The 19,201-nt window shown below is 44.5% G+C and carries 17 protein-coding genes; 1 reads left to right on the plus strand and 16 read right to left on the minus strand.

What is annotated here, in order from left to right:
• Positions 1 to 10 precede the first annotated feature (10 nt).
• The 4 genes from G590_RS18240 to G590_RS0103140 are packed head-to-tail and all read right to left on the minus strand — an operon-like array spanning position 11 to position 2,863.
• Positions 11 to 514, minus strand: a complete 504-nt coding sequence (locus G590_RS18240) for a hypothetical protein (protein ID WP_022764217.1) — start codon at positions 512 to 514, stop codon at positions 11 to 13.
• Between the two features lie 19 nt (positions 515 to 533).
• Complete coding sequence (locus G590_RS0103130) at positions 534 to 1,367, minus strand: polysaccharide biosynthesis tyrosine autokinase (protein ID WP_022764218.1); 834 nt, start codon at positions 1,365 to 1,367, stop codon at positions 534 to 536.
• Positions 1,368 to 1,379: 12 nt separating this feature from the next.
• On the minus strand, positions 1,380 to 2,117 hold the full coding sequence (locus tag G590_RS0103135) for a YveK family protein (protein WP_022764219.1): 738 nt from the start codon (positions 2,115 to 2,117) through the stop codon (positions 1,380 to 1,382).
• An 11-nt stretch (positions 2,118 to 2,128) separates the two neighbouring features.
• Positions 2,129 to 2,863 carry a CpsB/CapC family capsule biosynthesis tyrosine phosphatase gene (locus G590_RS0103140; RefSeq protein ID WP_022764220.1) on the minus strand — a complete coding sequence of 245 codons (735 nt, stop codon included), beginning with the start codon at positions 2,861 to 2,863 and terminating at the stop codon, positions 2,129 to 2,131.
• 181 nt (positions 2,864 to 3,044) lie between these two features.
• On the opposite strand from G590_RS0103140, the gene G590_RS0103145 reads away from it, so the two are divergent.
• A complete protein-coding gene (locus G590_RS0103145) occupies positions 3,045 to 3,227 on the plus strand; it encodes a DUF4250 domain-containing protein (protein ID WP_022764221.1) in 183 nt (60 codons plus the stop codon).
• 49 nt (positions 3,228 to 3,276) lie between these two features.
• On the opposite strand, the gene G590_RS0103150 is transcribed toward G590_RS0103145, so the two are convergent.
• From G590_RS0103150 to G590_RS20385, 12 genes are all read right to left on the minus strand, one after another.
• Entirely contained in the window at positions 3,277 to 4,473 is a 1,197-nt protein-coding gene (locus G590_RS0103150) for a hypothetical protein (RefSeq protein ID WP_022764222.1), read from the minus strand.
• Positions 4,458 to 5,582 (minus strand): hypothetical protein, encoded by a 1,125-nt coding sequence (locus tag G590_RS0103155; RefSeq protein WP_022764223.1) that lies wholly within the window; start codon positions 5,580 to 5,582, stop codon positions 4,458 to 4,460. The genes G590_RS0103150 and G590_RS0103155 overlap by 16 nt, the downstream gene beginning before the upstream one ends.
• A 126-nt stretch (positions 5,583 to 5,708) precedes the next feature.
• On the minus strand, positions 5,709 to 7,793 hold the full coding sequence (gene htpG / locus G590_RS0103160; protein WP_022764224.1) for a molecular chaperone HtpG: 2,085 nt from the start codon (positions 7,791 to 7,793) through the stop codon (positions 5,709 to 5,711).
• 156 nt (positions 7,794 to 7,949) lie between these two features.
• The gene (locus G590_RS0103165; RefSeq protein ID WP_022764225.1) at positions 7,950 to 8,705 is read right to left on the minus strand and encodes a response regulator transcription factor; all 756 of its coding nucleotides are present in this window, start codon (positions 8,703 to 8,705) and stop codon (positions 7,950 to 7,952) included.
• Positions 8,705 to 10,414 (minus strand): cache domain-containing sensor histidine kinase, encoded by a 1,710-nt coding sequence (locus G590_RS0103170; protein ID WP_196802463.1) that lies wholly within the window; start codon positions 10,412 to 10,414, stop codon positions 8,705 to 8,707. The genes G590_RS0103165 and G590_RS0103170 overlap by 1 nt, the downstream gene beginning before the upstream one ends.
• Before the next feature lie 89 nt (positions 10,415 to 10,503).
• Positions 10,504 to 11,361: a carbohydrate ABC transporter permease gene (locus tag G590_RS0103175; protein WP_035762454.1), complete on the minus strand. Its 858-nt coding sequence runs from the start codon at positions 11,359 to 11,361 to the stop codon at positions 10,504 to 10,506.
• A gap of 2 nt (positions 11,362 to 11,363) precedes the next feature.
• Positions 11,364 to 12,254 (minus strand): carbohydrate ABC transporter permease, encoded by an 891-nt coding sequence (locus G590_RS0103180; RefSeq protein ID WP_022764228.1) that lies wholly within the window; start codon positions 12,252 to 12,254, stop codon positions 11,364 to 11,366.
• Positions 12,255 to 12,328: 74 nt separating this feature from the next.
• The gene (locus G590_RS0103185) at positions 12,329 to 13,693 is read right to left on the minus strand and encodes an ABC transporter substrate-binding protein (protein WP_022764229.1); all 1,365 of its coding nucleotides are present in this window, start codon (positions 13,691 to 13,693) and stop codon (positions 12,329 to 12,331) included.
• A 35-nt stretch (positions 13,694 to 13,728) separates the two neighbouring features.
• Positions 13,729 to 14,256, minus strand: coding sequence for a hypothetical protein (locus tag G590_RS0103190; protein WP_022764230.1), 528 nt, complete (start codon positions 14,254 to 14,256; stop codon positions 13,729 to 13,731).
• Positions 14,257 to 14,486: 230 nt separating this feature from the next.
• Complete coding sequence (locus tag G590_RS0103195; RefSeq protein ID WP_022764231.1) at positions 14,487 to 15,533, minus strand: peptidylprolyl isomerase; 1,047 nt, start codon at positions 15,531 to 15,533, stop codon at positions 14,487 to 14,489.
• The gene (locus G590_RS0103200) at positions 15,530 to 16,933 is read right to left on the minus strand and encodes an NAD(P)/FAD-dependent oxidoreductase (RefSeq protein ID WP_022764232.1); all 1,404 of its coding nucleotides are present in this window, start codon (positions 16,931 to 16,933) and stop codon (positions 15,530 to 15,532) included. Before G590_RS0103200 ends, G590_RS0103195 begins: the two co-directional genes overlap by 4 nt.
• Positions 16,926 to 19,085, minus strand: a complete 2,160-nt coding sequence (locus G590_RS20385) for an HD-GYP domain-containing protein (RefSeq protein WP_022764233.1) — start codon at positions 19,083 to 19,085, stop codon at positions 16,926 to 16,928. The genes G590_RS0103200 and G590_RS20385 overlap by 8 nt, the downstream gene beginning before the upstream one ends.
• Between the last annotated feature and the right edge of the window lie 116 nt (positions 19,086 to 19,201).

The raw sequence follows: 19,201 nt of genomic DNA on the forward strand, positions 1-19,201 counted from the left end.
CCTCGCATATTTATGGCTCCTGATTTTCGGTACCGCTACCGGTGTCTGTATTGTTCGTACTGTCCTGCTGCTCCCCAAAAGCCGGCTCTGCTTCACCTGTCATTTCTTCTCCCTCGGGCTGAACTATGAATGGAAACGCCGGTTCTTCCGCAGTCTCGGAGGCATCGCTTAAACTGTCTATGTCTGCGATATCAGCCGGAAAAACCCTTGACTGCTTGGTGACATTTCCGCTGTAATCAGCGACTGCATAATAGACAACCGCTGTCTCTTTTTCCCTGTTAAGCACTACCTTTTCTACAACAATCCTGCCGGTAAGGTCTCCGTCCTTGGAATCATATGCGTTGATCCCCACCTTGAGGTTATTGTCCGTAGTCTTTGAATCATAGATGATGTCCGTCGCCGAAAACCTGAATTCAGGTGCGGAGCGATCACTTCTTCCGTAAGCCACCACTATGAGAAAGATCAGTACCCCACTCAATATAGAAAAGAATATTCCAAGAATATTTCCTCTCACCTGCTCCTCCTTAGACGCCTTAGTCTTTTCTTGTGACTCCGGCTAAATAGTTAAGCTCATTTAAATCATCGTCGTCAGGTTCAATGTCTTTTGCCGGTGCAGGTCTTGGCCTTCCTGCAGTCTCTGAATTATCTTCTCCGTACTTGCCGTAGTACTTGCCATAATACTTGCCATAGTACTTGCCATAGTAGTTGCCGTAATGACCGTAATACCCTTTACCGGAGATATCAACCTTGTTGAGCACAACGCCCAGCATCTTGGCTCCGGCTTTATCCAGCTGATCCTTGACTCTCTGAGCAAATCTGTAGCTGATGGAATTGCTCTCTATTACCATGATCGTGCCATCACACTGTTTGGCGACAACCGCCGCGTCAATAACACTTCCGAGAGGCGGAGTATCGATGATGACATAATCAAATACCTGTTTCATATTTTCAAGGACTTTTCCAAAAATCCTTCCGCCCAGAAGTTCACTGGGGTTTGGCGGAACAGGCCCGGCAAAAACAACATAGAGATTAGGAGTGTCGGTCTCACAGATTACACTGGAGAGCCTCTCTCTTCCTACCAGACAGTGTGTAAGCCCCAGTCTTACGGAACCTGTGCGGTATCTTCCGACCAGCACGGACTTACGCATATCGGCGTCCACCAGTACTGTCTTTTTACCTGCTTCCGCAAAAGCTCTGGCAAGGGCCATAGCCACGGTTGTCTTGCCCTCTCCGGGAGTACAGCTGGTAACAGAAACGACCTTGACGTTCTGTCCGCTGAATTCCACGTTGCTTCGGAGGGTCTTATATGCTTCTTTTATCTGATAGTTGTTTTCCGACTGACTGAAATGAAGCTTGGCGTTCTGCATATACCCTCCCTTTTATTTATTAGTCTTGTTCTTTGATTTCTTTTTGGCTTTCTTTTTGTCGGTCTCCTCTGTGGTTAAAGGAACAAGAGCCAGAGTGCTGAGGCCAAGATATCTCTCAACATCGTCATTACTCTTGATGGTATCATCGAGAAGATACTCCAGTATTACAAAGAATGCCACCAGCACTGCTCCCAAAAAGCCTGCGATTATGGTCCATCTCGTAACGCTGGGGCCTGACTTCTGCGTGGGAACATTGGCCGTCTCAGCAACGTTGATGGCATCAATATCCATAACGTTTGTGATATGTTCACTGGCCACTTCCCTGATGCAGTTTGCTATCTGCATCGCCATAAGCGGATCTTCGTCCCTGGCGGTTATTGCAACTATTCGGGTATCCGAAGGAGTATCAACCTTGAGAACCCTCGAAAGGTCCTCATAGTCCGCATCCACAAGATTGAGTCTCTGGATAACTTCCTCAATAACGTATCTGCTCTTTATGAGCTCAGCATAGTCCTGAGTGAGCTGTGTGGAAATCTGCACATCGGAATATGTTACCGTCTGATTCTCCTCTTTGTTGAGGATGTAGATCTTGGTGGTTGAATCATAGACAGGATGCATGATGAATTTGCTGATAAAAAGACCCGCCAGTCCAAAAAAGACTCCGGCGCTGATTATCAGAAATGCTCTGCCCAGAAGTACCGAAAATAGTTCCCCCAGATTGATTTCAATTATGTCGTCCCTATTCCCCATGGACACTCCTCTTAGATTAGTTCGTTTCTTATCACATTGGCGGGATTTGTGAAAAAGAGCTTTTTCCCGTAATCTTCGCCAAATTTTCTCTCTACGTAATTCCTGCAGTCAAGAAGCTGTGGTGCTCTTCGCCCTGTGTCGTGAGCATCCGATGCAATGAAATGCACCTTTTTCTCCTTGAGAAGTTTCTTCGTAAAATGGCTTATGCCAAAGCCATACTTACCCATTACACTTGATGCATTGACTTGTATAAAACATCCCATTTCTATAAGATCACCGACTCTGTTCGGATGGGATACAATGTCGCTGTACCGCTCCACATGGGCTATTATCGGAATATAACCTGCTGCCTGAACTCTGTTTGCAGCATTTTGAATTGCCTTGTAAGGATTTGTCGGATGAAACTCCACCAGAACATAGTCACTACCTGCGAGAGAGCATATTTTGCCTGCCTCCAGCTCTTCCATGGTCTCATCGCTATAGTAGATCTCATTTCCGGAAAAGAGCTTTGCCTTGATCCCGGCTTCTGTAGCGGCTTCCTGAAGCCTCTTCCTATAAGCCACGTTATGCTCCGGGCTGACATTGTGATGCATGGGCTTGTGATGCGGCGTCAGTATCAGATGCGTGATCCCATTCTTATCAGCAATTCTCAGCATTTCCAGGCTGGTGGCCATGTCCGGAGATCCGTCATCAACCCCCGGCATGATGTGACAATGTATATCAATAGTCGGCTGTAAATTACTCATAAATGGATGAAAAGAAATTCCTCACCATAAATTGTTATAAAATAATACAATATATCATAATAATTATACTACAGCAAATCGCGTGGTTTCAACATTCTGTGGTGATTTATAGAAATTTTATCAAGATATGGTATGATTAATTTGCGATCAAAACCATGTAAGAAAAAAGGAGAAAAATGCTATGATTCCTCAGGATCCTGTTATACTTCTAAGCTATGTAAATACACAGCTAAGAGACAACTACAGCAGCCTCGATAAGCTTGCTGACGGACTTGATCTCAGTGAGAATGAGATAAAAGAGATTGTGGATAAGCTTGAAGGCGTTGGATATAAGTATGACGCCGAAGCGAATCAGTTTAAGTAAATTACGAGAGTCAGTGAGGACGTCCCCACTGACTCACACTGACTTTCCGTTACAATTCAAATTTCACGGCCACTCCGCCCTGCTGAGCTACAGCCTCAGATGAGCCTCCCAAAGTTCCGCTACTCTCAGAGACTTCATCTGTAACTTTTTCATCAGTCTCTCTTTCCAGACTGATCTCATAATCTATTGATCTGGCAAGAGCCAAAAGACCTGCGCCAAAGACAAAGTCTCCCTTCTCATGCGCTATTTCCACGTGCCTTTCTATTTCTGAAATAAGATGTTCTCTCGGGAATCTCGACAAAACTCTGACAGCATCATCAAAGTAAGGCTTCTCGATATCCCTGATGCAGTCAAAGAGGAAATCCTCAGCCTTTATATTCTCGGGATATCCCAGTTTCTCACAAAGTTTTACTCCGTTGAGCACATAGATATCCTTTTGATACCGGTTCAAATATGAGAACGCGCGTACATCCAAATCCTTGTCGAATTTTATTCTGTTGCATATCGCATCCAATTCTGTTTCCGAAAGTGTCTTGTTGTACAGCGAGTCCTTTATATTGTTAGGATCAGTCAGCTTTCTGATGCGTTTTTTGCCAACCTTTTCTCCTCCTTTCCCAAAATCCAGCTCGCGACATTTTTGTTCCCAGAGGTACCTGAATTCGCCCCAGTCTGCAGTGGCCAGTTTATAGTAACTAACGCGCATATCAGCCTTGGCGGCATTAAATGCAGATTTACACAAATCTTTCGGGTAATCCGCGACTGTACCCATGAGCTCAGTAACCGCATCCTTAATCTCACTACTTCCGCTCCATTCCTGCATTCCGATATCTGTGCCATCGATCATGCACACATTGCATTTGTTCACGCCACCGCTGAAATAAAACCTTTTTACTAAAGCGAGCGGATAGTATCTGTCCTTTATGCATACCCATCTTCCGCTGCTGCTCACTTTGACCTGTCTGACAGTTTCCCCATGCGAGGTGACATAAGGCTTAAATTTCTCTCCTGAAAGCAGCCTGAATATCTCTTTTCTGGTAAACCACTCTCCCCAATAAGGTACAACCGCATCCTGAGTAAACTTCTTGGCCGTATGCTTGATAGCCGCCACGGCTGCAGGTCCCAAAACAAATAAACCTAAAGGAAGTGAGAAAAAAACTCCCCCAACAGTTGCAAACGAAACAACTATCCAAAATATTTTTTTAAATAATTCTCCGATCTTAAAATAGCTCTTTAAATAGTTCCACATACACTTACTTCTTTTTCCTTATCTTTATCCGCCTTATTATCTTCCAGAGATATCTCATAGTCAATTGCCTTGGCAAGACTGATAAGGCCTGCTGCCCATACAAGGTCATTTGCTTCATGTGCCTTTAAGATTTCAGCATCGATGTGCTCAATAAGAACTTCTCTTGGATAGTTTTCTTTTAATACCAGTACTGCATCATCACAGTATGACTTCTGAACATCTTTAAGGCATTTAAACAAAAACTCTATCCACTCCATATTATCCGGATATCCAACAACGCCAAGAACCTTTATTGCATTACATACGCAATATTCATCATCATAGTTAGTGATGTCAAACAACGCATATGGTCTTTCAATTTCATTATTCTTAACAGCTTTCGCCACAGCAGCAATTTCATCGTCATACAAAACTCTGCGAAACATATGCTTATAAACCAGATGTTCTTCGGTGATGTCATCAAGTGCCTTCTTGCGTTTTTTGCCCGGAACCCTTTTGGCAAGAAGCTTTGAGTATTCCTCCTCCCACAAGTATCTGATTTCGAACCAGTCTGCCTGAGCCAGCTCTTTATAATCCTTTTTCCATACTCTCCTAAAAGCTTCCGCTGCATTGCTTGGAATATCGTCATAGCTCAAAGTAGCAGCAAGAGACATGGTAGGAGGAAACATCTCCTTAAGTCCTTCCTTCAGCAGTGTTGCCCTTGACTTCATTCCGCGAATTTCAATAGAATCACCGTTTATCAGCTCCAGGTGGTCTTCCCGCACATTAAGGCCCTTAACGAGAGGGATTGGATAGTAACGTCCCGCAATCTTCATCCATCTGCCGCTTTCGCTGACCTTGAGGTCGTGGCATACATAGCCATCTCTGGTTACATAAGGAGAAAACTTATCCTCCGCAAGGAGCTTAAAAATGTTATCTTTGCCAAAATGTTTGCCCCAGTATGGAACAGGGGATAAAGAGTCCTTGAACCCCATAAAGAAAGCGTATGAAAATAACACAGCAACAGGACACATCACCAGAAACAATATAGCAGCCTCTAACATTGTCTTTGGATTTGTAAAGAAGCTTATGGCAGAAGATAGTGCCATGACATCTGCAAAAAGAGTCATAAAGCCTATTATCCCCACGTCAAATGGTATTCCTATTCTTAACAGTCCTTTAATATAATTCCACATAAATTTCCAATCTAAAAATAGGGAAACGCTTTAGAGAGCGTTTCCCTAAACTAACTAAAATTATTTTGCAAGGATCATCATGATCTCATTACTTCTCTGAACAAACTTTGTCATTGCATCGCCCTCAAGAGGTGCGTTCTGGATGCGTGCCAGGTCATAGAGCTGTTCGCAGATAGTCTTGGTATTATCACTGTCTTCATGCTCCATCACATACTGAACAAGAGGATGGTTGGCATTGAGGATAAGAGTCTGTCCCTCTGCTCCAAAATCTCCCATTCCCATTCCGTTCATGGCATACATCTTCATCATCTCAGCCATACGACGTGACTCCTCGGAGACGGTAAGCATTGATGAAACCTTCTTGTCCTTGAGCTTCTCAAGCTTAACAGTGAGCTTGTCGTTCTTAAGAGCCTTTTTGATCTTCTCAGCGAGCTCTTTTTCCTTCTCTTCGAGCTCAGCTGCTGCCTTCTTGCTTGTTCTTGACTTGAAGGTATCTGTAAGATCAGCATCGATTCTCTTAAAGCGGATGCCCTCGTTCTTGCGCTCAAGCTGCTCCATGAAAGGAACATCGATGTTGTGCTTCATTACGAAAGCTTCCATCTTCTGAGCCTTGAACATGTTGATGTACTGGCTCTGCTGCTGCTCGTCTGTTACGTAGTAGATGGTACGGGGCTCTTTGTCCTCTTCTTCCTTCTTATCAGCATCTGCTGTTTCAGGTTTCTTGCCCTCGTCTACTACCTCAGCCTCTACCTTCTCGCCGTTCTCATCCACGGCCTCAGCCTTCTTAGCTTCTTCCTCAGCCTCTTTATTGATCTGAAGAGCCTCAGGTGTTGTAAGGTACTTGCCGTCAAGGTTCTTAAAGAGGATGTAATCTGTCATCTTCTCACAGAACTTGTCATCACGAAGACAGCCATATTTGATGAATGGACTGATGTCGTCCCAGTACTTGTCATAGTTCTCTTTGTCAGTCTTGCAAAGACCGGCGAGCTTCTCCGCAACCTTCTTGGAGATATACTCGGAAATCTTCTTAACAAAACCGTCGTTCTGAAGGGCTGATCTTGATACATTAAGAGGAAGATCAGGACAATCGATAACGCCCTTAAGAAGCATAAGGTACTCAGGGATTACTTCCTTGATGTTATCAGCAATGAATACCTGATTGTTGTAAAGCTTGATTGTTCCCTCGATGGATTCAAACTCCATGTTGATCTTAGGGAAGTAAAGGATACCCTTTAAGTTGAAAGGATAGTCCATATTGAGGTGGATCCAGAAAAGCGGCTCCTTATAATCTCTGAAGACCTTTCTGTAGAATTCCTTGTACTCCTCATCTGTACAGTCCTTGGGAGTCTTGGCCCAAAGAGGATGGATATCATTTAAAAGCTCAGGTCTTCTCTTTATCTTGTACTGAAGTTCAGGCTCCTCTGTCTCGCCTTCCTTCTTCTCAGGATGAACCTCTTCTATAACAGTATCTGAATCTAGCTTCTCTGAAGCTTTGATAGTCTCTGTTCCTTCTTCATTCTCTTTTGAAAGATAGATCTCATAAGGCATGAATGAGCAGTATTTCTGGATTACTTCTCTAGCCTTGTATTCGTTGCAGAACTCAAGGCAGTCCTCAGAGAGATGAAGTGTTACTGTTGTTCCAACCTCTGCCTTGGTGCCGTCTTCCATCTCGAAGTCTGATCCGCCGTCACATGTCCAGTGTACCGGTGTACCTCCCTTATATGAAAGAGTATCAATATCTACTGAATCTGAAACCATGAATGTAGAATAGAATCCAAGTCCGAAGTGACCGATGATCTGATCTGCATTGGCCTTGTCCTTGTACTTGTTAAGGAAGTCTGTAGCACCTGAGAAAGCCACCTGGTTGATGTACTCCTCAACCTCCTCAGCTGTCATACCGATACCGTTATCAGTGATCTTGATGGTCTTGTCTTTGTCATTTAATATAATATCCACGCGAGGCTTGAACTCATCGGAAAGCTGGTACTCGCCCATCATGTCCATCTTCTTGATCTTGGTGATGGCATCGCAGGCATTTGAGATCACTTCTCTGTAAAAGATATCGTGGTCTGAATAGAGCCATTTCTTGATGATCGGAAACATGTTCTCGCTGTTGATTGATAAGTTACCTTTTTTTGAAGCCATAATTCTCACTCCCTTTTCTATATATTGCATTCGCCCATCAAGGCAAAATATGTACATCTATCGCCGTACAGAGAATAGTTTAAGACCCCGACAACCAAAAGTCAATAAAAATTTAGCACTCACCAATGGCGAGTGCTAACAAATGTGTTTTCATATTTATTTGGTATGTTCAGCCACATAATCAGAGTAGCTCATTCCCGTATATTTCTTGAAACACCTGCTGAAATAATTGGGATCGGGTATTCCGACTTCTGCTGCCGCCTGATACATCTTAACATTGCCCTTGGCAATTTCCATGGCCTTTTTCATTCTGAGATCCGTGAGGTATTCAACGAATTTTTTCCCCGTATCCTGCTTGAACTTCCTGGACAAATAGCTTGCCGAAAAGCCAAAGTGCTGGGCTATAAACGCAAGGTTGAGTTCCTTGTCCGTAAAATTCTCCTCCAGATATCTGGTAATCAGATCGGTATCACTCTCTTCGGAATGTGCCTCTTCGCTCTCCTTCTGATCTTCCCAGTAGTCTTTTTCCTTTTTAAGCCTCTCCGCTGCGCGCTCCAGAACCGGAGTGATTTCTGCCCTTACCATAGGCTTTAACATATAGTCAAAAACCGGAAGACTTACGCACTTTCTGGCGTATTCAAATTTATCAATGGCAGTCATGATGATAATTATCAGATTGGGATATCTGCTTGTTGCAACCTCTGTAAACTCAATGCCGTCCATGAAGGGCATGGAAATATCCACAAAAGCTATATCCGGACGAAGATCATCAATGATATTGATAGCTTCGATACCGCTTGCAGCTTCACCCACAACCTCCATTCCGAGGCTGTCCCAGTCAATTGCAGCACGCATCAGCTTCCTTGCGGATTCTTCATCATCTATTATCATTACCCTTATTGCTCTGTTCATTATTTTGCTCCAATAGTTATCTCTATCTGAGTGTACTCACCCTGTTCACTCTCAATCTTGACGCAGTCCTTTTTGCCGGTGTACATCCTGATCCTCTGAATGGTTCCCCAAAGTCCGAAGCTCTCATCAGCTTCCTGCGGTCTGTCCTTCTCATCTGCTGAGAGGATCTTGTCGATCTTGTCCTGATCCATTCCGATACCGGTATCCTTGACCACAATGTGGAGTTCTCTCTCAGGGTATTCCTCTCCTTCGATTTCATCGACATACGCCGAAATACTGATCATACCCTTCTCGCCCTTAAGCCTTATGCCGTGATAGATACTGTTTTCCACCAGTGGCTGAAGGATCAGCTTGGGCACAATAAAGTACTCCGCTTCAGGCGGAATGTCATATTCATCCTCTATTATATCCCCATATCTGAGTTTTTGCAGGGACAGGTAGTCCTTAACTATACTGATCTCCCTTGAGAGCGGGATCTCTCTTCCTCCCTTGCTCAGGAAGTTACGGTAAAAGCTTCCCATGGTCTCCAGAGCATCATGGACCTTATCAGCGCCTGCATCCAGCGCCATAAAACCGATGGTCTCGATGGAATTGTACAGAAAGTGCGGCTTGATCTGTTCCTGAAGCACGCGCATCTCAGCTCTCTGAAGGGTCTTTTCCTTCTCCATAAGTCTGTCGATCAGTTCGTTAACATGGTCGATCATGTTGTTGTAATCGCCCTCAAGCATCTCAAACTCACTGCTGTTTACCTTTACATCAATCTTCTTGAGATCTCCCGATGACCTGTTCTTATCCATGGCCGAAGAGAGCTCGAACACCGGATCCGTTACGTTTTTACTGATAAAAGAGCCTGTGTAGAACGCAAGGATAATGAAGATTATCAGCATAAAGATCATTACGTTGATCGCAGTAAAAGGTACTCCCTCGTTGCCATAGGAGGAGGTCTTCAAGATAACAATTGGCATATTGGCAACTCTGCAGCCGGATAAAAGACTGCGTTCGCCCTCTATTGTTATATCCTTATGTGTTATGCCCGTTGAGACAAAAGAGCTCTCATAATAGGGCGCAAGTTTCCTGTTACCCGCGATAAAAGAGCCATCGGTACCCATGATACAGATATCATTGTACCTCAGATCTCCCAGCATTTTCTCAAATACCCTGGCGCTGATGTTCATAAGCATCAGTCCGCTTCTCTGCTGGGTATCGATATCATAGATGGCCCTTCCGATGGTAACCATGGGCTTATTTCCAAGCTTATGCGCAACTCCGTTGGAATTTAAAGAGACAACAGCAGCACCCTTGGCATCGTAGATGTAACCTCGCCACGAGTCCTTCTGCATAAGATCATAGTCATATACATATGTAAATCTGTTGGTGGACAGCATGATCATGTCCTCTCTGAAGACCATGACCGTATCAACACCTTCGGTTACATTAAGGATATCCATGATGCCGTATCTTGCATCATTTATCATACTGATATCCACCTGATTTACATCTGCTCTTAAAAAAGAAACAAGACGATCCTCTGTCATTATCAGTCTCGAGATTTCACGATAGCTGTCTATGTCTGAAGCAATGTTATTGGAGAGAGTCCTGAGAACCCTCTCTGACTCCCTGATCTCATAGTCCCTTCTCTCTTTGGCAGTGATAAGGTACACGGATATCAGGAATGTAACAGTTACTACAAAGACAATACTGAAAATCAATCTCTGTAATCTTAATGAAAGAGAAATCGTCTTTTTGTTTGAAGTGTTTGTTTTCATAAATAAAAGAATAACATTTTTCCCGGAGGTTTTCACCCCTTAACTGCTCCTGCGATAAAGCTCTCCTGAATCTTGCCGCTGAGGAACAGGTAGAAGATCAATGTCGGGAATGTCGCAATACACAGGGCCGCACCGATAGGTCCCCATTCTGTCGTGTACTGTCCGGAAAGTGCCTTGATACCAACAGGAAGAGTTCTGTGAACGGAATCTGAAATGAAAACGTTGGCAAACATGAACTCGTTCCAGCACTGCAGATAAGAATAAACACCAACTGTTGAAACTGCCGGCTTCATAAGCGGGAGGATAATCTTGAAGAAGGTTCCGGCAAGTCCGCAGCCGTCAATTCTTGCTGCTTCGTCAAGCGCACTCGGTATTTCTACCATAAAGCCCGTACAGATAAGTATGGACATTGACAGCGCAAATGCTGAGTATGGCACGATAAGTGTTGAGTACTTATTGAGCCAGTGAAGCTTGGATAAAACTACGTAAACAGGTACGATTGATGCCTGTATAGGAATAGTAAGTCCAAGCATAAAGAATGCGTTGGTCAGCTTATTAAGCTTCCAGCTGATTCTTGTGATGGCGTAGGTTGCCATCATGGCAGCCATCATTGATATTGCGATAGCCGAAATCGTGACTATAAGGGAGTTTACAAAGTAAAGTCCCATGTTTCCTGTGTTCATGGCTGATACATAGTTTTTAAACAGCCACTCTCTGGGAAGACCTATGATATTCTGGCCGAAGATCTCCTCATTGGACTTCAGTGAAAACGTGAACATGAAGTAGATAGGGAAGAGATTGACCACTGCCCAGAACACCAGGAATATATACATTAACACTTTGACGGCGGGATTTGTTTCCTTGACCGTCAGGGCTTTAGAGTTTTCCATAATCATACATCCCTTTCCCTAAATGCTGCAGTTATAAGTAACGCAAAGGCAAAGCACAGGAAGATAAGCATAACGGATATTGTGCTTCCCATTCCATATCTGTTTCTGAGGAACAGCATGTTCTCAAGAAGAGTACTCGGAACCTCTGTAGACTGGAAAGGACCGCCTTCAGTAAGTATGCGAACAAAGTCGTAAGCCTTAAGAGATCCTGTTACCGCAAAGATAACGCTTACTCTGATAATAGGCTTGATGATCGGGATGACAACATATCTGTCAACCTGCCATGGTGTTGCTCCGTCAAGCATTGCTGCCTCACGAAGATCCATTGAAACACCCTTTACACCCGCATACATAAGCAGCATATGATAACCGATGTACTGCCAGATTGTAGGCACAATGATACTTCCAAGAGCTGTCTTAACATCTCCTACCCATACATGCTTTAAGTTTCCGAGTCTTACGGCATCAAGGAATCTGTTCAAAAGACCGTAGTCAGGATTGTAGATCTTGAGCCATAACTGACCGATAACTACCGTCGAAATAAGCACGGGCATAAAGAAAATTGAAAGGAAAGCCCTCTCCTTCTTTGGCTTTCTTCCAAGAAGAAGTGCCAGGAAAAGAGAAAACGGAAGCTGTACAAATACAGAAAAGAATGCCAGCCACATAGAATTCTTAAGGGCTGTAACAAATTTGATTGAGCCGTTTGTAAACAGCTCGACGTAGTTGTTAAATCCTATGAATGTTCCCTCGGAAAAGCCGTTCCAGTCATACATACTTCTGTACAAAGACACAGCAATAGGAGCTATAAGTATGCTGACAAAAAGAGCCAGTCCCGGAAGAAGGAACAAAAAGATGGTGATCCCCTTTTTAAAATCTATCTTATTAGTCTTCATTCATACACAACCTTCCAAAAAATAGTCCTTCCCGTATCCCCCGGGGAAACAGGAAGGACTAAAAAATCTAATTCTTACTGAATGTCTTTAGCCAGGCCCTCGATGAACTGTGTTCCATCAAGAAGGCATCCGTAAACCTGATCTACATATGAAAGATATGTATTTGCAGAATCAGCACTCATAGCTGTATCTCCGAAGAGAACCATTGAATCTGCGCCTGCAACGATCTGTGCTACAGTCTGTGTAAGCTCGTTAACTGAGCTTGTGTCACCGTAAGGTGTCCATGCAGGAAGTCCGCATCCATCAAGATATCCGTAGTGGCAGATGTACTTACCAAGCTCGAAAGCATAATCAGCTGCTCTCTCAGCGTTAGGTGAAGAAGCTGCTACTGCAAGTGTATCTGAAGGTCCACCGATGAGCTGTCCAAGCTTTGACTTGTCAGCATTGATTACAGGGAACTCACCAACTTTAACCTTTGTCTTGAACTCTTCGTTTGCTGCGAAGTCTGCGCAGTTCCATGTTCCGTTCATGTAGAATGCGTACTTGCCGGCCATGAAGTTGTTCTTAACTTCGTCGTTTGTAAGACCGATTCCTGAAGGATCGAAGTAACCGTTTGTTACAAGTGACTGGAATGTATCAACAGCATCTGCAACGTCCTGGTTGTTCCATGTGCTCTTTCCAAGGAAAATGTCGTTAAGTGTATCTGCGCCTGCGCTCTTCTCGATAACTGACTCAAGATACTCTGTTACACACCATGTCTCTTTTCCTGCACATCCGAAAGGAATGATTCCTGCAGCTTTAAGCTTGTCGCAGCATGCGATGAAATCTTCATATGTTCCGGGGATCTCATCATAGCCAACCTGCTTAAGCAGATCCATGTTAGCAAACAGACCAACGATGTTCATTGTAAGCGGCACACCGTAGTGCTTGCCGTCGTATGTTGAGTTGCCAAGCATAACCTCAGGAAGCTCACTCTTGTAGTTCTCATAAGCATCATCAAGGCAGTAAACCTTGCCTGCTTCTACGAAGTCACCAAGGAATGCACATGACCATGTAAAGAAGATATCAGGCATCTCGTTAGCAGATACAGCAGCTTTGATCTTGGTCTTGTAAGACTGGTTCTCAAAAGCTTCCCATGTAAAGTTGATATCAGGATACTTAGCCTGCATATCAGCTATAGCTGCCTCATAAGAATGACGGTTTGAATCACTCTCAGTTGCGATACACCACATTGTAAGAGAAATAGGCTCTGATGAGTCTGTACTCTCTACTGCAGCTGGTTCTGCTGCGGGTTCAGCTGCAGGCTCTGCTGCAGGCTGTTCAGCTGCAGGCTGCTCAGCTGCTCCGGTATCAGCAGGTGCTGAAGATCCGGTACATGCGACGAGAGACATAGCCATAACTCCCGCCAACAAGGTTGAAACAATTCGCTTCATTTTCATAACACACCTCTCCTTTGTTGAAATATATTATTATTTTATTGAACCCTGACCATAGGCCATGGGTAAGCAACCGTAAGTTTGTCGCCGTCGAGAGTGTAATACAGATACGCATCCTCGATCGGGTCGTCATACATGAGCTTAATTCTGGAGTTTTCTTCCTCTACCGTGTAATGTCCGTAGAAAATACCCTCCTCACTGAACTCGCCGTTCTCAGTAAACACATAAGACCAGCCGTTTGACTGTGTCCAGGTCCCAACAACTCCCTCACCCGTACCGACGCGGGTATAGGTTGACTCTTCATACAGGGTCATATTGTCTCCGTCCATCTCATACCTGATGCTCTGCTCTCCATTCTCATTCTTAAGAGTGATGTAAGTGTCATCCTTGGTGTAAGTATACTCATTCCCCTTATAAGTAGCCTTACCGTTATCCGAGAGAGCAATTACAGCAACAAGCGGCTCATGGTTGTAAGCCCATTTCTCTGTTTTACTTCCGCATCCGCCAAGAAGGCTCATAATAAAAATAATTGAAATTAACGTGGAATATATTTTGATTTTCTTCATACTCTTTTCCCCACTGCAGATGTAAAACTTAATACAATTACAATATATCCAATCAAGTTTTCAGATAGAATGGATTTCTTTTACCTCTCTTAGCACATTTTTTACTTCTTTAACAGAAAGTTCATTCTTTATTATCATTTTTTATGCGCTTTGCACAAAAAGAAAAGCACTTGTTTTTACACAAGTGCTAAACCGTTGTTCATAATGTCATAAAAAGGTCAAAAAAATGCTTAAGAGTGGAAATATTGTTCATAGACTTCCATAAAACCGGTGGTGGTCACATTTTCATCATCAACCAGTTCCACACTGTCCCAGAGCTTCTGGTTGAGCTGCTTGGTCAGTGTTGCGACGAACGCATCGTACTGTGCCCCGAAGACTTCTCTCTTTCTCTGGGCAACTATCTTGACCTTGTTGGCCTCGGTCTCCTCCCTGTTGAAGGTGCTGATGCACTTTAATATCGCATAACCGTCCTGTGTCTCTATGATCTCGCTGGTCTGCTCTGTTCCAAGATTAAAGGCCGCCGTCTCAAACTCAGCATCCTTTTCGCCCTTACCAAAAGAGATTGTGCCTTCATCCGCTTCATTGTACTGGGCCATAAGTTCCTCAAAACTGCCACCGTTCAAGAGGTTTTTGAAAATCTCCCTGCATCTTCTGTATGCAGCATCCTTCTCGTCGTCACTGAAAGGAACCTTGTTGCCCTCGCCATCGAGCGAATATGTCTTTATAAATATCTGCTCAACCGTAATGGTCCTGGCTTCATCGTCGGATATCTCGGGATTTATATCCCTTATGATGTAATCATAGAGCTTATCGGCAATCGCCTGCTCTCTTATGATCCCTTCCATATCCTGAACAGTCACGCCGTTCATAGCAGCTATGTCCGCATCCGTAAGCGTATCGTAGTACTCCTGTGCTGCCTCAAGAACCTGCTGTTCTTCAGACTGATCGAGTTCAATGCCGTTTTCACGAGCCAGGAGATTCATCACCTTTATCTGTGCTATCTTGGCAAGGACCGAATCTTTTAATCTCTGTTCAACCGTCCCCGAGTCCGTATCGGCATTCCAGATGTCTTTTCCGAAGGTCTTCTCATATCCGCCCTGAGTGCCGACAAGGTAAACCATTGCTTCCGATAGAGTACAGGTGGAATCCTCGATCCTGAAGACCTCATCCTTTTCAAAGCCGGTTGTAAAGACAACCTTGTTAAAAGGCAGCGCCGCGGAGCATCCGGTCATCATGAGCATTAAGCAAAGTGTCAGTACAGGTATCAGTCTTCTCATGATTCAAGATCCTTTATGATGCTGCGCGCAACCGACAATCCGTTGGCGCTTGCCTGCTGAAGTCCTCTTGTGACTCCGGCTCCGTCTCCTATGGCTCTGAGCCCCTTGATACTGGTCTCGAAGTCTTTGTTTACGATAACCTTGTTCGAATAAAACTTGACCTCTACTCCGTAAAGCAGCGTCTCCTCAGATGCAATACCGGGCGTAACCTTGTCCAGAGCCTGGATCATCTCATCCAGATCAACCATGATCCTGTGAGGGAATACCAGTGAAAGATCTCCGGGAACAGCGTCTTTAAGTGTCGGGATCAGGTTGTTCCTGCACAGTCTCTCCTCTGTGGTTCTTCTGCCTCTCTTAAAATCTCCGTAGGTCTGAACCAGGATCTTGCCGCCGCAGAGCATGTTTGAAAGCTCCGCTATCTTTTTACCGTATTCAATAGGTGTCTTGAAAGGCTTGGTGAAGTTCTTGGACACCAAAAGAGCAAAGTTAGTGTTGCTGGTCTTGAACTCTTTTCCCTTGTAGGCGTGACCGTTAACGACAGCCAGTCCGCCCTCGTAGTACTCGGTTGCAACCTCTCCGGAAGGATTGGTACAAAAAGTCCTTACCTTGTCATCAAAGGTAGGTGTGTGATAGATGAGCTTGGCTTCATAGAGATTCTCGTTGAGGAACTGCATAACCTCATCTCTGACCTCGACTCTTACGCCCACGTCAACGGTACCGGGCTTGGTCTCAATCCCGATCTCTTCGCATTTGTCTTTAAACCAGTCGGCGCCTTCACGTCCAACAGCGCTGACAATCTCTTTTGCCGTAAATGTATCACCCTTATCGGTGGTTACAGCTGTGGCTCTTCCGTCCTCAACCACAATGTCCGTCACCATGGTGTTAAACTCAATATCCACACCCTTTGAAAGAATGTGTTCCTGGAGCCTTGAGTAGATCTTGTAGCCCTCCTCGGTACCGAGGTGCCTTATGGGGCACTCTACGAGCTTGAGGTTTGCTCCGATGGCTTTTCTTCTGATCTCGCGAAGTTCCAGCTCTTTATCTATTCCGTATACGTTCTTGTCTGCGCCAAACTTAAGGTATATTTCGTCAGACTCGTGAATGAGTTCAGTGGCTTTGTCATATCCAAGGATCTCAGGTAGATTTCCTCCAACGTCCGGCGAAAGAGAAAGCTTACCGTCGGAAAAAGCTCCCGCACCTGCAAAGCCCGTGGTGATGGAACATGGCTTACAACCTGCACAGGTCTTGGTCACGCGCTTGGGGCAATTTCTTTTCTCTATTGAACGGCCCTTCTCAACAATGAGAACCTTAAGATCAGGTCTTTTCTCCATAAGTTCGTAGGCACAGAAAATTCCTCCGGGACCTGCGCCGATAATTACTACATCATAATTCTTAGTCATAAATACTCCTCTTAATTGCTTTGGTGCTCTCTACCACTTCTCTCACCTTGTCCGCCGCATTGGCAAACGCCCTGGCGACATTTGGATCAAAGTGTGTTCCGGAGCCCTCCAATATTATATCCATGGACTCCTCAATTGAAAATGCTTTTTTGTAACATCTGTCAGATGCCAGTGCATCAAAGACATCCGCCACAGCCATGATCCTTGCGGACAGCGGAATGTTCTCTCCGGACAGTCCCATAGGATAACCTTTGCCGTCCCATCTCTCATGGTGATAAAGAGCAAGATTTCTTGCTTCATTCAGATAATCCGATTCGGGAACCTTCTCAATAACCTGATCTATGATCTCTGCTCCGGCTATTGTGTGATTCTTCATCTTCTTATACTCTTCATCGTCCAGTCTCGAAGGTTTATTTAATATTCTGTCTGACACCTTGATCTTGCCGATATCATGTAAAGGCGCTGATTTAAATACATCCGACATGAACTTGTCAGTAATCTTATCACAGTAAATTCCCTCTTTTCTCAACTCTTCCATTATGATCCTGGTGTAGAGCGCAGTCTTTTTAACATGCTCTCCGGTATTCTGATCTCTGCTCTCCACCATGTCTGCAAGCACCAGAATAAGAGCATTTTGCATATCATTTATGGTCTCGTTCTTGCGCTTTATGTCATCAAGATAATTCAGGTTATCTTCCGTCATCTCGGAAAATGCGAGATACAGATTTTCAGTCTCATCACCGGTCTCGATATCTATCTTGTTAAAGAGCTCTACGGTATCATGAAGCGATTCTTCCCTGTCCTGGGTAAAAATAGATGCCGTATAGGCCATGGTGTTCAGAGGGAGGATCATCTGATACTCAACAAAGAAAAGACTCACGGCAAGAATAAGTGCAAAGACTCCAAAGAACAGCGAAATCATCCTCACCCTGAAGCTTCTTGCCTGCATCATTATCTGATGCATGGATATGTCAACGCCCGCATGTGCTCTGACTTTTCCCGACGAATCCATGACAGGCTCGAACACCGTAAGAACCCATCCGAACTTATCGTTAACCACTATGGGCTCCATCTCTTCAGCCTCAGAAAGGCCCGATCTGTACTCACCGATTGTTTCCTTAAAGCCCACTATATCTCCGGGCTCTCCGCCGGGAACATCTTCCGTATCCACATCAAAAACGACATGGCATCCGTCTTCCATGATCTTATATACATAGACATACTCCACTATGGAGTCTGAAGTATTAAGTATCTCCTCAAGCTCTTTATAGGTGTCATTATAGCCCTCTGCTGCCTCGCCCTTTTCGATGAACTCATCTATCCGGTTGCCGTCAACGCAGGCGGCAGCTCTTTGGGCGATGCCCTCTGCAAGCTCAGTCTCTCTGTCAACCATGCTGTTATAGTAGATGTAATAGCTTATGAGCATGGCCGAAGCTCCGATTAGAAACGACGCAACGGTAAGGAGGGACACCAGCTTTAGTCTCAGGGACATGGTCCTGCTCTTCTTTTTGTGGAATTCCCTTACGATCTCCGATGTGAGCGGAGCCTGCTTCCAGGCATGTACATGGAAGCGCCCCTTAAATTTGGCAGGCAGTATCTGTATGACTATCAGGGCAAAAGAGACACTGATAATCTTATCAACCACATCAATAAGAAAATCCGCTATGAGTTCTGACGTAAAAGCAGAAAAAATACCAAGAGCATGGATAGACCTGACAAGCGAAGAAGAAGTATCCTCAGCTCCAAAGCCGTACAGATACCAGGTAATGAGAGCTCCGCCCACACCACCGATAAAAGCATCGATGATGATCATGGAAATGACTCCGGCAAGCTTTTTAGTCCAATCACGATTGTGGAAGAATGTTGTAACAACAGCAACAGAGACATTCAGTGCGCCATATGAAATAGCCATGGGGTCAGAGGTTACAGTTGTTAAAAGAGGTCCTGCAAGCCCCACCAGTATTCCCGGAATATATCCGCCCAGCATGGACGCTATCATAGTACCTATAAGATCAAGATACAGTGGAAGCCCCAGGCGATTACATATCCACGCGCCTCCGCTGTTGATAAAAATGCATACTATGACCAGGGCTAGCATTGTTATAGTCTTCTCCAACCCGGACCTTGTTTCCTGTTTCCTTATTATATCCAAAACGATCACCTCTTAATCGTCTGTGCAACAACCGGTAGACTTGTATTATACCAAATTTCGTACATAATTTCCATTGAGGCGCAGATGTCAAAAGAGGCTCAAACAGTCAATATTAA

Source organism: Butyrivibrio sp. XPD2006 (assembly GCF_000420865.1).
GTDB lineage: Bacteria > Bacillota > Clostridia > Lachnospirales > Lachnospiraceae > Butyrivibrio.

What these genes read in the sequence shown, in the direction of transcription:
- G590_RS0103130 (WP_022764218.1), bottom strand. Translation starts at nt 1,367, where the DNA reads ATGCAGAACGCCAAGCTTCATTTCAGTCAGTCGGAAAACAACTATCAG.
- G590_RS0103135 (WP_022764219.1), bottom strand. Translation starts at nt 2,117, where the DNA reads ATGGGGAATAGGGACGACATAATTGAAATCAATCTGGGGGAACTATTT.
- G590_RS0103140 (WP_022764220.1), bottom strand. Translation starts at nt 2,863, where the DNA reads ATGAGTAATTTACAGCCGACTATTGATATACATTGTCACATCATGCCG.
- G590_RS0103145 (WP_022764221.1), top strand. Translation starts at nt 3,045, where the DNA reads ATGATTCCTCAGGATCCTGTTATACTTCTAAGCTATGTAAATACACAG.
- G590_RS0103150 (WP_022764222.1), bottom strand. Translation starts at nt 4,473, where the DNA reads ATGTGGAACTATTTAAAGAGCTATTTTAAGATCGGAGAATTATTTAAA.
- G590_RS0103155 (WP_022764223.1), bottom strand. Translation starts at nt 5,582, where the DNA reads ATGACTCTTTTTGCAGATGTCATGGCACTATCTTCTGCCATAAGCTTC.
- htpG (WP_022764224.1), bottom strand. Translation starts at nt 7,793, where the DNA reads ATGGCTTCAAAAAAAGGTAACTTATCAATCAACAGCGAGAACATGTTT.
- G590_RS0103165 (WP_022764225.1), bottom strand. Translation starts at nt 8,705, where the DNA reads ATGAACAGAGCAATAAGGGTAATGATAATAGATGATGAAGAATCCGCA.
- G590_RS0103175 (WP_035762454.1), bottom strand. Translation starts at nt 11,361, where the DNA reads ATGGAAAACTCTAAAGCCCTGACGGTCAAGGAAACAAATCCCGCCGTC.
- G590_RS0103180 (WP_022764228.1), bottom strand. Translation starts at nt 12,254, where the DNA reads ATGAAGACTAATAAGATAGATTTTAAAAAGGGGATCACCATCTTTTTG.
- G590_RS0103185 (WP_022764229.1), bottom strand. Translation starts at nt 13,693, where the DNA reads ATGAAAATGAAGCGAATTGTTTCAACCTTGTTGGCGGGAGTTATGGCT.
- G590_RS0103190 (WP_022764230.1), bottom strand. Translation starts at nt 14,256, where the DNA reads ATGAAGAAAATCAAAATATATTCCACGTTAATTTCAATTATTTTTATT.
- G590_RS0103195 (WP_022764231.1), bottom strand. Translation starts at nt 15,533, where the DNA reads ATGAGAAGACTGATACCTGTACTGACACTTTGCTTAATGCTCATGATG.
- G590_RS0103200 (WP_022764232.1), bottom strand. Translation starts at nt 16,933, where the DNA reads ATGACTAAGAATTATGATGTAGTAATTATCGGCGCAGGTCCCGGAGGA.